At 70.2% G+C, this 15057-nt stretch carries 11 protein-coding genes; 9 read left to right on the top strand and 2 right to left on the bottom strand.

Annotated features, from left to right (window positions below):
* Positions 1–10 precede the first annotated feature (10 nt).
* Positions 11–640, top strand: coding sequence for a TRIC cation channel family protein (locus tag OXQ95_RS08260; RefSeq protein ID WP_242097245.1), 630 nt, complete (start codon positions 11–13; stop codon positions 638–640).
* 12 nt (positions 641–652) lie between these two features.
* Here OXQ95_RS08260 and sppA read toward each other — a convergent pair whose 3' ends face one another.
* Positions 653–2533 carry a signal peptide peptidase SppA gene (gene sppA, locus OXQ95_RS08255; RefSeq protein ID WP_267381140.1) on the bottom strand — a complete coding sequence of 627 codons (1881 nt, stop codon included), beginning with the start codon at positions 2531–2533 and terminating at the stop codon, positions 653–655.
* 277 nt (positions 2534–2810) lie between these two features.
* Here sppA and OXQ95_RS08250 point away from each other — a divergent pair, with 277 nt between their 5' ends.
* From OXQ95_RS08250 to OXQ95_RS08235, 4 genes are all read left to right on the top strand, one after another.
* The gene (locus OXQ95_RS08250; RefSeq protein WP_267381139.1) at positions 2811–4220 is read left to right on the top strand and encodes an MATE family efflux transporter; all 1410 of its coding nucleotides are present in this window, start codon (positions 2811–2813) and stop codon (positions 4218–4220) included.
* A gap of 125 nt (positions 4221–4345) precedes the next feature.
* The gene (gene groES / locus OXQ95_RS08245) at positions 4346–4633 is read left to right on the top strand and encodes a co-chaperone GroES (RefSeq protein ID WP_242097248.1); all 288 of its coding nucleotides are present in this window, start codon (positions 4346–4348) and stop codon (positions 4631–4633) included.
* 96 nt (positions 4634–4729) lie between these two features.
* Positions 4730–6376 carry a chaperonin GroEL gene (gene groL, locus OXQ95_RS08240; RefSeq protein ID WP_242097249.1) on the top strand — a complete coding sequence of 549 codons (1647 nt, stop codon included), beginning with the start codon at positions 4730–4732 and terminating at the stop codon, positions 6374–6376.
* Positions 6377–6513: 137 nt separating this feature from the next.
* Positions 6514–7068, top strand: a complete 555-nt coding sequence (locus OXQ95_RS08235) for a Uma2 family endonuclease (RefSeq protein WP_267381138.1) — start codon at positions 6514–6516, stop codon at positions 7066–7068.
* Between the two features lie 11 nt (positions 7069–7079).
* On the opposite strand, the gene OXQ95_RS08230 is transcribed toward OXQ95_RS08235, so the two are convergent.
* Positions 7080–8126 (bottom strand): mannose-1-phosphate guanylyltransferase/mannose-6-phosphate isomerase, encoded by a 1047-nt coding sequence (locus tag OXQ95_RS08230; RefSeq protein ID WP_267381137.1) that lies wholly within the window; start codon positions 8124–8126, stop codon positions 7080–7082.
* Positions 8127–8291: 165 nt separating this feature from the next.
* Here OXQ95_RS08230 and OXQ95_RS08225 point away from each other — a divergent pair, with 165 nt between their 5' ends.
* The 4 genes from OXQ95_RS08225 to OXQ95_RS08210 are packed head-to-tail and all read left to right on the top strand — an operon-like array spanning position 8292 to position 15049.
* Entirely contained in the window at positions 8292–9680 is a 1389-nt protein-coding gene (locus OXQ95_RS08225; protein WP_267381136.1) for a TIGR03013 family XrtA/PEP-CTERM system glycosyltransferase, read from the top strand.
* On the top strand, positions 9677–11701 hold the full coding sequence (prsK, locus tag OXQ95_RS08220; protein WP_267381135.1) for an XrtA/PEP-CTERM system histidine kinase PrsK: 2025 nt from the start codon (positions 9677–9679) through the stop codon (positions 11699–11701). The genes OXQ95_RS08225 and prsK overlap by 4 nt, the downstream gene beginning before the upstream one ends.
* Positions 11698–13059, top strand: a complete 1362-nt coding sequence (prsR, locus tag OXQ95_RS08215; protein WP_267381134.1) for a PEP-CTERM-box response regulator transcription factor — start codon at positions 11698–11700, stop codon at positions 13057–13059. The genes prsK and prsR overlap by 4 nt, the downstream gene beginning before the upstream one ends.
* Positions 13052–15049: a tetratricopeptide repeat protein gene (locus OXQ95_RS08210; protein ID WP_267381133.1), complete on the top strand. Its 1998-nt coding sequence runs from the start codon at positions 13052–13054 to the stop codon at positions 15047–15049. The genes prsR and OXQ95_RS08210 overlap by 8 nt, the downstream gene beginning before the upstream one ends.
* The last annotated feature ends 8 nt before the right edge of the window (positions 15050–15057 follow it).

Genomic DNA, 15057 nt, shown 5'->3' with positions numbered 1-15057 from the left:
CATGGTGCCCATGATCCTTCCCGTCGCCGTGCTGCCGGCCGCCGCACCCTGGCTCGACCTGATCGCGCTCGCGGTGTTCGCCGCATCGGGCGCACTGGCGGCGGCCAAGCGCGCGCAGACGCTCGTCACGCTCGCCTTCTTCGCGCTGGTGACGGGGGTGGGCGGGGGCACGGTGCGCGACCTGCTGATCGGCGCGCCGGTGTTCTGGGTGCACGATGCGCGCGCCGCGGCGGTGTGCCTGGGCGTGGCGCTGGTGATCTGGACGACGCCCGAGCGCTGGTGGCGCGGTGCGGCGCTCGACTGGTTCGATGCGGTCGGGCTCGCCGCCTATGCGGTGTATGGCGCGGCCAAGGCGCTGAACTACGGCGTGCCGCCGGTGCCCGCCGCGCTGATGGGGGTCATCACCGCCTGTGTCGGCGGGATCATCCGCGACGTGCTGGCGGGCGAACCCTCGATCCTGATGCGCCCCGAACTCTATGTCACCGCCGCAGCGCTGGCGGCGGCCGCCTATGTCGCGCTGGAGCGGCTGGGCATGCCGCCCGCCTGGGCCGCCGTCGCCGCGGCGAGCGCGGGCTTCACCCTGCGCGCCGCGGCGATGCGCTTCCACTGGGGCCTGCCGGCCTATCGCGGGCGGCGCTAACGCCCGCCTCCGTCAGAGCCCGACCCGGGCCAGCACGAGGTTCAGCAGCGTCGCGTCGTCGGCGTCGCGCGCGCTGGGGCCGAGGCCGCCGCATTCGAGGCAGCGCGCCTGGATCGAGCCGGTTGAGACCAGCCGCTTCGCATCGCCCAGCGCGCGCGCCAGCGTGGCGCGCTGATCGGCGGCGGCGCGGCCGAACAGGTCGTCCGAACCGCGGCTCGCATCGCCGTCGTCGTCGCGGTCGGCGATCGAGCGCGCGAGCTTGGCGGCCCAGCCCGGCTGCTTTTCCAGATATTCGGCATGGACCTTGGCCGGATCGAGCTTCGCGCGCCGCGCCGCCTCGGCGATCGCGTCGGACAGCGTGCCGAACCGGTCGACCAGCCCCAGCTGCCGCGCGGTGCCGCCGTCCCACACCCGGCCCTGGCCGATTGCGTCGACCCGCGCGGGCGTCAGGTGGCGCGCCTGCGCGACGCGGCCGACGAACTGGCGATAGCCGTTCTCGATCCCCGCCTGAAGGATCGAATCGAGCACCGGCGTGGTGCCCGCATAGATGTCGGGCTGGCCCGACAACGCGGTGGTCTTCACGCCGTCCGCGGTGACGCCCACCTTGGCGAGCGTCTTCTCGAAGGTGGGGATGATGCCGAAGATCCCGATCGATCCGGTGATCGTGGAGGGTTCGGCGAAGATCATGTCGGCCGCGGTCGACACCCAATAGCCGCCCGATGCGGCGAGACCGCCCATCGACACCACCACCGGCAGGCCCTTGGCCTTGGCGACCATCACCGCACGGCGGATCTGTTCGGAGGCGAGCACCGATCCGCCCGGCGAATCGACGCGCAGCACCAGCGCCTTCAGGTCCTTGGTCGCCAGCCCGTCGAGCAGCGCCTTTTCGATCGTGTCGCCGGCCGCGGTGCCGGGGCCCGCCTTGCCGTCGACGATGTCGCCCGCCACCGTCACCACGCCGATCGCGTCGCCATCGGTCGACAGCGGGTGCGCCTCCACCCAATTGTCGTAGGGGATGGTGCGGAACGCGCCGGCGGGCTTGCCGGTGTCGACGCCCGCGATCTGCGCGACGCGCGTGCCGAAGCTGGTGCGATCGCCCAGCCGGTCGACGATCCCCGCGGCCAGGTTCGCCCGGGCGATGTCGCCACCCGCGGCAAGGATCGGCTTTTCGGGGCTGGCGAGGAAGCTTGCCACCTGCGCCTTGGGCCGCGCCTTGCCGACCGCCTCGCGCCACTGCGCGAACAGCGTGCCGTACAGCGCCTGGCTCGCCGCGCGCGCCTCGGGGCTCTGGTCGGCGCGGGTATAGGGCTCGACGAACGACTTGAACTTGCCGACGCGGTAGACGTGCACGTCGACGCCCAGCTTGTCGATCAGCCCCTTGTAATAGAGCTGGCTGCCGCCCGGCCCGGTGAACAGCGTGCCGCCCATCGGGTTCATCCACACCTCGGAGGCGTTGGCGGCGAGGCGGTAGCCTGCATCGGTATAGCCGGTGGCATAGGCGAGCACGGGCTTGCCGCTGGCGCGCACCCGGCCGATCGCGTCGGCCACCTCGTTCAGCGCGGCGGGATAGCCGCCGCCGAAGGATTCGAGATCGAGCACCACCAGCTTCACGCGCGCATCGTCCTTCGCCGCGTCGATCGCGCGGACGAGATCGCGCAGGCGGAACTGCTTGGGGCTGCCCTGTCCGCTCAGCGAGGCGAAGGCGGCGGGCGTGGCGGGCTGTTCGACGATCGTGCCGTCGAGCTTCAGCAGCAGCGCGCCATCCTTGATCGCGGTGTTGGGCCGCGCGTTCAGCCCGGCGAAGATCAGGCCGAAGAACAGCAGCATCGCGATCAGGACGAGCCCGTCCTTGATGCCCACCAGCAATTTCCATGCGCCGCGCACGAGCTTCATGGGGGCCTTGTCCTTTCACGGGCGACGCGCGGCAGCCCGCGGTCGGTTCGGCCCTGCATAGCGTGCGGTGTGGCGATGGGGCAACATCGTTGGGGGGCGTTCCTTACCGCCTTGTTCCCCGGCGGGGGCCGGGGCCCAGTTGGGTGAGGTTCGGTGATGACGCACAGCCGTTCGCCCAACTGGACCCCGGCCTCCGCCGGGGAACGAGAAGGGAAAGGCTACCAAGTCCCCGATCGCACCCCTGTCCTCCGCCCCCGCCACCCGCTAGGGCGCTCGCATGCACGCGCCAGCCTCTCCGTCGCCGGCCGTTCCGCCTCCCGCCGCCGCCCGCGCCGAATGGCGGCCGCTGCTCGCCCTGGCGGGGCCGCTGGTCGGGGCGAACCTGTTGCAGATGGCGGTCTATTCGGTCGACGTGGTGTTCGTCGCACGGCTTGGCACCGCCGAACTCGCTGCGGCCACGCTCGGCGTGTTCGTGTTCAGCCTGATCCTCTGGACGCTGATCGGCCTGGCCACCGCCTGCGCGCCGCTGATCGCCGCCGAACTGGGCGCGCGCCGCCATGCGGTGCGCGAGGTGCGGCGCTCGTTCCGGATGGCGATGTGGCTGGCGGTCGTCACCGCCGTGCCGGCGATGGCGCTGCTGGCGAACGGCGCCGCGCTGCTGCGGCTGGCGGGGCAGGATCCGCAGGTGGCGGCGCGGGCGGGGGCGTTCATGGCCATCCTGCTCGTCGCGCTGCTGCCCGCCATCGCCGCCGCGGTGATGCGCACCGTCGCGGCGGCGCTCGGCCGGCCGGGCTGGGCGCTGGGCGTCACCGCGCTGGCGCTGGGCGTGGGGCTGCTCGGCAACTGGCTGCTGGTGTTCGGCCATGCCGGCTTTCCCGCGCTCGGCTTGGAAGGCTCCGCCATCGCGAGCGTGGTGACGAGCGTGGTGACGATGATCGCCTATGCCGCGATCCTGCGCTTCGACCGGCGGCTGCGCCGCTACCGCCTGTTCGGCCGCTGGTGGCGCCCCGAATGGCCGCGGCTGCGGCAGATCGTCGCGCTGGGCCTGCCGATCGCGCTGACGCTGACGCTGGAGGCCGGGCTGTTCGGCGGGGCGGCGATCCTGATGGGGCTGATCGGCGTAACCGAGGTGGCCGCGCACGCGATCGCGCTCAACATCGCCGCGATCGCGTTCCAGGTGCCGCTGGGCATGGCGCAGGCCGCCACGATCCGCGTGGGGTTGGCCTATGGCGCGCGCGACCGGCGCTGGATCGCGCGCGCGGGGAGCACCGCGATCCTGATCGGCACCGGCTTCATGACGCTGACGGCGGTGTCGATCTGGACGATGCCGCGGCTGTTCATCGGCATCTATCTGGACGTTGATGCCCCCGCCAATGCGCGCGTCGTCGCGCTGGCGGTGCGCTATCTCGCGGTGGCGGCGATGTTTCAGCTGTTCGACGGCGCGCAGGCGGTCACCGCGGGGGCGCTGCGCGGCCTGCAGGATACGCGCTGGCCCATGCTGATCGCCGCGTTCGGCTATTGGGTGATCGGCTTCGGCACCGCGGTGCTGCTCGGCTTTCGCGCCGGGTGGCAGGGGGTCGGCATCTGGGCCGGGCTGGCCGCCGGGCTGGCCGCGGTATCGATGATGCTGGTGTGGCGCTGGGCGGCGCGCGAACGGCTCGGCCTGCTCGCGGCTCCGGTGGACTGACGGGCGCGATTTTTGTTCCACCGGGCGTTGACGGTGCCACGGGGCGCCCACATATGGCGGGCGTTGGCACTCGCACCCCGTGAGTGCCAGAAATCTGTAACATCACCTGAAGAGGGACCACAGCAATGAACTTTCGTCCGTTGCACGACCGTGTCCTCGTCCGCCGTGTCGAGGCGGAAGAGAAGACGGCCGGCGGGATCATCATCCCCGACACCGCCAAGGAAAAGCCGCAGGAAGGCGAAGTCGTCGCCGCCGGCACCGGCGCCCGCAGCGAGTCGGGCGACGTCCACCCGCTCGAGGTGAAGGCCGGCGACCGCGTGCTGTTCGGCAAATGGTCCGGCACCGAGGTGAAGGTCGATGGCGAGGACCTCCTCATCATGAAGGAATCCGACATCCTGGGGATCGTCGGCTGAATTCTGGCCCGTTGAATGGCGGAAGTGGAAACGGCGCGAGCGCCTCCACTTCCTCCACTTCGTAATTTTCGAACTCACATCTGAAAGGTAGCCAGCATGGCAGCCAAGGACGTAAAATTTTCGCGTGACGCACGCGAGCGCATCCTGCGCGGCGTGGACATCCTCGCCGACGCGGTGAAGGTGACGCTTGGGCCGAAGGGCCGCAACGTCGTGATCGACAAGAGCTTCGGCGCACCCCGGATCACCAAGGACGGCGTTACCGTCGCCAAGGAGATCGAGCTGAAGGACAAGTTCGAGAACATGGGCGCGCAGATGCTGCGCGAAGTGGCCTCGAAGACCAACGACAATGCCGGCGACGGCACGACCACCGCGACCGTGCTCGCCCAGGCGATCGTGCGCGAGGGCATGAAGTCGGTTGCGGCCGGCATGAACCCGATGGACCTGAAGCGCGGCATCGACCTCGCCGTCATCAAGGTGATCGAGGACGTGAAGGCGCGTTCGAAGCCCGTGTCGGGCACGCAGGAAATCGCTCAGGTCGGCGTGATCTCGGCCAATGGCGACACCGTCGTCGGCGAGAAGATCGCCGAGGCGATGGAGAAGGTCGGCAAGGAAGGCGTCATCACCGTCGAAGAGGCCAAGGGTCTCGAATTCGAGCTGGACGTCGTTGAGGGCATGCAGTTCGACCGCGGCTATCTGTCGCCGTACTTCATCACCAACCCCGAGAAGATGACCGTCGAGCTCCAGGATCCGTTCATCCTGATCCACGAGAAGAAGCTCAGCAACCTGCAGGCGATGCTTCCGATCCTGGAAGCCGTCGTCCAGACCGGTCGTCCGCTGCTCATCATCGCCGAGGACATCGAGGGCGAGGCGCTCGCCACGCTCGTGGTGAACAAGCTGCGCGGCGGCCTGAAGGTCGCAGCGGTCAAGGCACCCGGCTTCGGCGATCGTCGCAAGGCGATGCTCGAGGATATCGCGATCCTGACCAAGGGCGAGATGATCTCGGAAGATCTGGGCATCAAGCTCGAGACCGTGACGACCGCGATGCTCGGCACCGCCAAGCGCGTGACGATCGACAAGGACAACACCATCATCGTCGATGGTGCGGGTGACGCCGATTCGATCAAGGGCCGCACCGAGGCGATCCGCCAGCAGATCGAGAACACCACCAGCGACTATGACAAGGAGAAGCTCCAGGAGCGTCTCGCCAAGCTCGCCGGCGGCGTTGCGGTCATCAAGGTCGGTGGCGCATCCGAGGTCGAGGTGAAGGAGCGCAAGGACCGCGTCGACGACGCACTCCACGCGACCCGCGCCGCGGTCGAAGAGGGCATCGTTCCCGGTGGTGGTACGGCGCTGCTGTACGCGACCAAGGCGCTCGAAGGCATGACCGGCGCGAACGACGACCAGACGCGCGGTATCGACATCGTCCGCAAGTCGCTGACGACGCTGGTCCGCCAGATCGCGACCAACGCCGGTCACGACGGTGCGGTGGTTTCGGGCAAGCTGCTCGAGGGCAACGATCCGACGATGGGCTTCAACGCCCAGACCGACACGTACGAGAACCTGGTCCAGGCCGGCGTGATCGACCCGACCAAGGTCGTGCGCACCGCGCTCCAGAATGCGGCATCGGTCGCCGGCCTGCTCATCACGACCGAAGCGGCCGTGAGCGAGCTGCCCGAGGACAAGCCCGCCATGCCCATGGGCGGCGGTGGCGGCATGGGCGGCATGGGCGGCATGGACTTCTGATCCGAAGGGCGGCCGTGGCCTGCTGGCCACGGACTCGCCCGAGGACGGACCTACGCCGAACATATCACCAAGACGAAGGGCCGGAGGGGCAACTCCCGGCCCTTTGTTTGTTGGAACGATCGGCGTATATCGCGGGCATGGCGACCGACCAGCATTACCGGCTGCTGACGGCCGAGGAATTCCTCCGGATCGATTTCGGCCCCGATATGAAGGCCGAACTCGACAATGGCGTCATCCAGATGATGGCCGGCGGCACGCGCAGCCATGCCCGGGTGCAGGGCAATCTCTTCGTCGCGCTCGGCAATGCGCTGCGCGGCTCGGGCTGTCGCCCTTATGGATCGGACATGGCGGTGCGCACGCATGACCGCTCGGTGCGCTACCCCGATCTGACGATCGACCGCGGCGCGCCCGGCGATCGCCCCGACGATCTTACCTTGTCCGATCCCCGCGTGGTGATCGAGATCCTGTCGCCGTCCACCCGCCGATCGGACCTGTCGGTGAAGAAGGACGAATATCGGGCGATCGGGTCGGTCGACACCATCGCCTTTATCGATCCGGAAGCCGAAACCCTGTCGGTGCACCAGCGTATCGAGAATGGCTGGATGGAAACGCTGTTCTCGGATTCGCTCGATCTCGCGCTTCCGTCACTGGGCCTGAACATCCCCCGCGGCGAAATCTTCGCCGACGATTGATCGACGCCGCGTCACTTCATCGCGGCGATGATCTTCTTGACCTCCTGGCTGCGGCCGCGTGGCAGAATCAGAATGTCGTTGCCGCTCGCGACCACGATCAGGTCGGACACGCCGACCATCGCGATCCGCACGCCGTCGCTGCGCACCAGGCAATTGCGCGTATCGATCGCGAGCACGTCGCCGCGGTGCGCGTTGCCGTCGCCATCGGTATCGCTGATCGCGTGCAGCGCATCCCAGCTACCGACATCGCTCCATCCCATGGCGACCGGCACCACCGCCACGCGCTCGGCCTTCTCCATCACCGCATAGTCGATCGAGTCGTCGGGCGAGCGGGCGAAGGCTTCGGCGTCGGGGAAAACGCGCACGCCCTCGCGCCGCGCCCCGGCCATCGCTTCCCGCGTCGCCGCCAGCATCTCGGGCGCGAAGGTGGCGAGCGCGTCGAGATAGGCGTCGGCCCGGAACAGGAAGATGCCGCCGTTCCAGGCATGGTCGCCGCTCGCGAGCATCGCCTCGGCCTTGTCGAGCGGCGGCTTTTCGACGAAGCGTGCCACCCGGTGGACGCCGTCGGCCACGGCCTCGCCGATCTTGATCCAGCCATAGCCCGTCTCGGGCGCATCGGGCGCGATGCCGAAGGTGACGAGCCAGCCATCGGCCACCAGCGGCCGCGCCGCCGCGATCGCGGCATGGAAGGCGTCGATGTCGGCGATGACGTGATCGGAGGGCATGATGAGCAGCGGCGCATCGCCGCCCCCCGCGGCGATCGCGGCCAGCGCGATCGCCGGCGCGGTGTTACGGCCGGCGGGTTCGAGGATCACCGCCTGCGGCTCGGCGCCGGCCTGATCGAGCTGTTCTTCGACCATGTCGGCGTGCCGCGCATTGGCCACCACGATGGGCGCGGCGAACCCATCGCCGGTCGCGCGGCCGGCGGTAAGCTGGAGCATCGTCGCCTCGGCCGTCAACGCGAGCATCTGCTTGGGCATTTCCGGTCGCGACATCGGCCAGAGACGGGTGCCCGACCCGCCGGACAAAATCACGGGAACGATCGGCGTGGCAGTCATGTATCCTCCTGTTGTGCCCGCCCTATAGAGCCGGCCCACCAGGAGCAAACGTGCGACCGCACGAAGCTATCCGGCGGCATCCTCAACCTTTTGTTCGCCATTTACGGTTAAGCGCGAGTACGTGTCGGATTTGCTTACACCTCCAGTCAGCAGGATGGCGCGACCATGATCCGGGTGTTCAAGCATTATGTGCCGCAAGCGGTGCTGCTGTTGGGCTTGGTCGATGCGGTGCTGCTGATGGCGGCGGCCGAAGCCGGCTGGGTGGTACGCGCGCGCCAGATCGGCATGAGTGCGGGCCCGATCGTCGAACGCATCCCGCAGATCGTGGTGTTTGCCGCCGCGCTTCAGATCGCGCTGGTCGCGGTGGGCGCCTATACCGCGGCATCGTTCCTGTCGCTGCGCTTCGCGGCGGCGCGGCTGGCGGTGGCGGTGTCGCTCGGCGTCATCTTCCTCTCGCTGATCTTCTTCCTGGTGCCGACGCTGACCTTCTGGCGATCGAACCTGCTCTATTCGATGGTGATCGCGACCGTCTCGCTGGTGGTGGTGCGCGCTCTGCTGGGGCGCGCGCTGGGTGGCGAGACGTTCAAGCGGCGCATCGTGGTGCTCGGCGCCGGTGTGCGCGCGGCACAGATCCGCGACCTCGCCGCTAGGCCCGGCGCCAATTTCATCGTCGCCGGGTTCGTCGCGATGAGCGAGGGCGCACCCGCCGTCAGCGACGCGGTCCCGCGCGCGGCCATCCCCAATCTGTCGGCGCATGTCGTCGATGCGCGCGCCACCGAGATCGTGCTCGCGCTGGAGGAACGCCGCAACGCGCTGCCGCTGAAGGACCTGCTCCGCGTGAAGACGACCGGCGTCGCCGTGTCCGATATCTCGAGCTTCCTCGAAAGCGAGACGGGGCGGATCGACCTGAACAGCGTCAACCCGTCCTGGCTGATCTTCTCGGACGGTTTCGCGAGCGGGCGGATGCTGTCGAGTATCGCCAAGCGCGCGTTCGACATCGTCGCGAGCCTCGTGCTGCTGATCCTCACCTTGCCGATCGTCCTGCTGACGGCGGTGGCGATCCGGATCGAGTCGCGCGGCCCCGTCTTCTACCGGCAGCGCCGCGTCGGGCTGTACAGCCAGGGCTTCGACATCGTGAAGCTCCGGTCGATGCGGCAGGACGCGGAGGTGGCGGGGCAGGCGGTGTGGGCGGCCGAGCAGGATCCGCGCGTCACCCGGATCGGCCGCATCATCCGCAAGGTGCGGATCGACGAGCTGCCGCAGACCTGGGCCGTGCTGAAAGGCGAGATGAGCTTCGTCGGCCCCCGTCCCGAGCGGCCGCAATTCGTCGAGCAGCTCGAGCAGCAGCTACCCTATTATGCGGAGCGGCATATGGTGAAGCCGGGCATCACCGGTTGGGCGCAGATCAACTATCCCTATGGCGCATCGGTCGAGGATGCGCGGCACAAGCTCGAATACGACCTGTACTATGCCAAGAATTACTCGCCCTTTCTCGATCTGCTGATCCTTCTCCAGACGCTGCGCGTGGTGCTCTGGCCGAGCGGCGCGCGATGATCGCGCAGTTGATCCTGTGGAGCCATGCGCTCGCCGCGCTCGTTTTCGGCACGCTGGCCATTGCGCAGCTCGCGCAATCGCAGGGGCGATGGGTGAGGCGCGCGTTCGTCACCGCGCTGTTCGCCACGGCCTTCTGGGCGCTGGCGGTGGCGGGGATCGGCGCCTGGGATTTCAGCACGCAATTGGTGGAGGCGATCCGCGATCTCACCTGGCTGGGGGCGCTCTATCTGCTCGTCCGGCGCGACCGGCTCGGCACGCGTCCGCTCGCCAGCCTGTATGTGGCGATCGTAACGCTGACGACGATCGGCGCGGCACTGGCCGCGATCGCCGCCGCGCCGATCGGGCCCACCGCGCTCGCCGCGGTCGTCGACGCCAGGCTGTTGCTGCGGATGATGGCGGCCGTGGGCGCGCTGGTGCTCGTCCACCAGCTCAACGACGCAGCGCGTGCCGCGGCGCGCAGCGGCGTGCAGGTGGCGACGATGGCGCTCGGCATCATGTGGAGCGTCGACGTGCTGCTGCTGGTGGCGCTCTACGCACGCGTCGATCCCGGCCTGCTCGTCATCCTGCGCGGCGCGGCGATGATCGGCGTCGGGCTGATGCTGGCGGTCGCCACCGAGCATCCGGGCGACGGCCGTTTCGCCGTGTCGCGAACGGCGGCGGTGCGGACGCTCTCCGGCGTGGCGGCGATCGCCTATGTCGGCATCACGATCGTGCTCACGATGCTGGCGGAGCGGGTGGCGGGCGCGCAGGCGCGGATCGTGCAGACCGCCATCGTGCTGGGGGCGGCGGTGGCGCTCCTCACCCTGTTGTCCACCCCCTGGCTGCGGGCGTGGCTGCGCGTGAAGCTCGCCAAGCATTTGTTTCGCCATCGCTACGACTATCGCGTCGAGTGGCAGCGCTTCACGGCGACGCTGGGCCGGCCGGGCGTCGGCGCCGGACTGGACGAGCGCGTCGTCAAGGCGATTGCCGATCTGGTCGATGCCCCCGCCGGCCTGCTGCTGGTGCCGGACGGCGGCGCCCTGGGAGCGGGAGCGGCCTGGAACTGGGACGCGAGCGGCGGCGTCGATGAGGCCTATGCGCGGCATCTGGCCACGGGGCGGATCATCGAGATCGACGCGGTGCGCGCGGGCAAGGGGGCGGCGGACGCCGAGGGCCTGCCGCGCTGGATGATCGTGCGCGTGGATGCCTGGGCGATCGTGCCGCTGCTGCATCTCGGATCGCTGGTGGGCGCGATCCTGCTCGCCCGGCCGCCGGTCGACCGCACGCTCGACTGGGAGGATTTCGATCTGCTCCGCGTCGCCGGGCCGCAGGCGGCGAGCTATCTCGCCGAGCAGCGCGCGCAGGCCGATCTGGCGGATGCGCAGCGCTTCGACGAGTTCAACCGCCGCTTCGCCTTCATCCTGCACGACGTGAAGAATCTGGTGAGCCAATTGACCCTCGTGGCGCGCAACGCCGAACGCCATGCCGACAACCCCGATTTCCGCGCCGATATGGTGGCGACGCTGCAGGATTCGGCCGGCCGCATGAACGCGCTGCTCGCGCGGCTGTCGCAGCATCATGCGCCGCCGCAGGAATCGCGCGCGCCCGTCGACGTGGCCGCCATCGCCGCGCGGATCGCGGCGCGCACGCGCACCCACCCGATCCTGTATCATGGCGAAGGCGCCCCGCTCGCGCTGGCGCAGCCCGGCCGGCTCGAACAGGTGCTCGGCCACCTGATCCAGAACGCCTGCGAGGCGAGCGCGCCGGGTAGCCCGGTGACCGTCACCGCCGCGCAGGACGACCATGGCATCGCCATCGGCGTCAAGGATGGCGGCTGCGGCATGACGCCGGCCTTTGTCCGCGACGAGCTGTTCCGCCCCTTCGTCTCGTCCAAGCCGGGCGGCTTCGGAGTCGGCGCGTTCGAGGCCAAGCAGCTCGTCCACGCCATGGGCGGCACGATGACGGTGACCAGCCATCCGGGCGAGGGCAGTTGCTTCCGCATCGTCCTGCCCGCCGCGCCTGCGATGGAGGTCGCCGCATGACCAGCCCGATCCTGCCGAAACTCCTGATCGTCGAGGACGATGCGGGCCTCCAGCGCCAGTTGCGCTGGGCCTATGAAGGTTATGAGGTCGTCACCGCGGGCGATCGTGCCGAGACGCTGGCGGCGATGCGCCTCCACGAACCCGCAGTCGTGACGCTGGATCTCGGCCTGCCGCCCGATCCCGACGGCACCGCCGAGGGGTTCGCGACCCTGGCCGACATTCTCGCGCTCGCGCCGGCGACCAAGGTGATCGTGGCATCGGGGCATGGCGCCCGCGCGAGCGCGCTTCAGGCGATCGCCGACGGGGCATGGGATTTCTACGCCAAGCCGATCGACATCGACGCGCTGGGGCGGATCGTCGCGCGCGCCTTCCACGTCCATGCGCTGGAGGCGGAGAACCGGCGGCTCACCGCGCGGCTCGGCAGCGGCGGCTTTGGCGGCCTGATCGCCGCCTCGCCCGAAATGGCGGCGGTGACCCGCACGCTGGAGCGCGTCGCGCCCGCCGACGTATCGGTGATGCTGCTAGGGGCGAGCGGGACGGGCAAGGAACTGCTCGCGCGCGGCCTGCACGATGCCTCGCCGCGCGCGCGCGGACGCTTCGTCGCGATCAACTGCGCGGCGATCCCCGAGACGCTGCTCGAAAGCGAGCTGTTCGGTCACGAGAAGGGCGCGTTCACCGGAGCGGTGAAGACGACCGAGGGCAAGATCGAGCAGGCGCATGGCGGCACGCTGTTCCTCGACGAGATCGGCGATGTGCCGCTGCCGCTGCAGGTAAAGCTGCTGCGATTTCTGCAGGAGCGCTCGATCGAGCGGATCGGCGGCCGTAAGGCGATCCCGATCGACACGCGGATCGTGTGCGCGACGCACCAGGATGTCGACGCGATGGTCGCGGCCGGCAGCTTTCGCGAGGACCTTTATTACCGGCTGGCCGAGATCGTCGTGCGCATCCCGGCGCTCGCCGAACGATCAGGCGATGCCGCGCTGCTGGCCCGCGTGTTCGTGGCGCGCCACGCCGCGGCGATGAAGCGGCCGGTGACCGGGCTGTCCGCCGATGCCCGCGCCGCGATCGACGGCTGGGCGTGGCCCGGCAACGTGCGCGAGCTCGAAAATCGGGTGAAGCGCGCGGTCATCATGGCGGACGGCAAGCATGTGACCGCCGCCGATCTCGATCTGGCCGACAAGGCGGCGGGCGACGAAGCGATCGTCAACCTGCGTGCCGCCCGCGAAAGCGCGGATCGGCGCGCGATCGCCCGCGCGCTCGCCCGCGCCGACGGCAATATCTCCGGTGCCTCGCGGCTGCTCGGCATCAGCCGACCGACGCTTTACGACCTCCTGAAGAGCTACGATCTCCATGGCTGACGCGACCTATCCGCTGTTGCAGCGCCGCCGCCGCGGCCTGACCGTCCCCCGCATCCGGATCGGCCGGCGCGTGCGGCTTTTCGCCGTGCTGGCCCTGTGCCTGGTCGCGGTGCTCGGCGCGATCGTGGCGGTGGAGCGCCAGCCTCCTCCCGGTGCGCCGCGCGCGCTCGCGGATGCCCGCGCGACGCTGGAGGCGGGCAATTACAGCGCGGCGCGCAACCATGCGCTGGATGCGGTGCGTGCCGAGCCGCGATCGGGGATCGCGCATGCGGTGCTCGCGCGCGCCTATCTTCAGCTCGGCGAGGGGCTGGCGGCGGAGGGAGAGCTGACGCGCGCGCGCGATGCCGGGCTGCCGGCCGATCGCACGCACCAGTTGCTCGCCGAGGCGCGGCTGCTTCAGGGAGACGTGCCGGGCGCGCTGGCCGAGGCGGCGAAGGCGCCGCCGCGCTACGCCGCCTATGCCATGCGCATCGCCGCGCGGGCGATGGCGGCCAAGGGCGACCGCGTCGGCGCGCAGGCGGCGATCGGCCGCGTGCTCGACGCCGATCCGCGCGATGCCGCCGCCTGGACCGATCTCGGCCGCATCCGTCTCGATGCCGGCGAGGTGGGCGGCGCGGCCGATGCCGCCGCGCGTGCCGCGGCGCTGGCGCCGCGCGAGCCCGCCGCGCTGACGCTTCAGGGCGAGATCGTGCGCAAACGCTATGGTCCGGTCGCGGCGCTGCCCTGGTTCGACGCAGCGGTCGCGCGCGACGCCTATTACCATCCCGCGCTGATCGAGCGCGCTGCGACGCTCGGCGATCTTGGCCGCAACGCCGCGATGCTGGCCGACAGCCGCGCCGCGCTCGCCGCGCGCCCCGGCAGCGCGCAGGCGCTGTATCTCCAGGCGGTGCTCGCGGCGCGTGCGGGCAACAGCGTGCTGGCGCGCAGCCTGCTGACCAAGGCGAATGGCGGGCTCGAAAATCTGCCGGGTGCCCTGCTGCTCGCCGGGTCGCTCGATGCAGCCGAGGGCAAGACCGAACAGGCAATCGAGAAATGGCGCCGGCTCGTGGCGCTCCAGCCGATGAACGTGGTGGCGCGCCGATTGCTGGGCGCGGCACTGCTGCGATCGGGCGATGCCGTGGGTGCGCTGGATACGCTGCGGCCGATCTTGGTGCGGGGCGATGCCGACGGCTATTCGCTCGGCGTGGCGGCGGCGGCGGCGGATGCGACGGGGGATGCGGTGGGCGCGGCCCAGCTTCGCGATCGCGCGCGGACCGGCGCCGTGGCGGCGGCGGCGAGCTTCGCGCCCGCCGATCCGCTGGGCGTGCTGGTGGCAGGCGCCGCCCAGGCGCCGAACGACCCGGCTTACGCGCTGGGATTGATCCGCGGGCGGATCGCCGCGGGCGATCTGGCGGGGGCGTCGCGACAGGCGCGCGCGCTCGTCGTCGCCGCATCGGGTGCGCCGGCCGCGCAGCTCGCTTGGGGCGACGTGCTCGCGGCCGGCGGCCATTATCCGGACGCCGCGACGGCCTATGGCCACGCCGCCGATCTCGCCTTTGACGAGCCGACGATGCTGCGGCTGGTCGATGCGCTCGGCCGCGCGGGGCGCCAGCGCGATGCGACGACGACGCTCGCGCTCTATCTCTCGCAGAATCCGCAAAGCCTCGTCGCGCGGCGGCTTCAGGGGCATCTCCAGGTCGCCGCGGGGCAGTGGGATGCGGCGATCGACACGCTGGAAGGCGTCCGCCGCACGATCGGCAACCGCGATGCTGCGGTGCTCGCCGATCTCGCGCGCGCTTATGCGGGCAGCGGCGACGGCGCGATCGCGCGCAGCTATGGCCGGGCGGCGCATGCGCTGCGCCCGATGAACGCGGATGCCGCCGACGCCTATGCGGTCGCGCTGGATGCCGCGGGCGACGACGACGGCGCGCGGCAATTGCTCGACGAAGCCGTGGCGCTGGCGCCCGGCGATGCGGTGATCGCCGCGCATCGCCGCCAGCTTGGGGGCTGACGCCGGCG

Source organism: Sphingomonas sp. GC_Shp_6 (assembly GCF_026540835.1).
Taxonomy (GTDB): Bacteria; Pseudomonadota; Alphaproteobacteria; order Sphingomonadales; family Sphingomonadaceae; genus Sphingomonas.
Note: the sequence above shows the minus strand (reverse complement) of the source record. Positions and strands in the feature narration are given on the sequence as shown.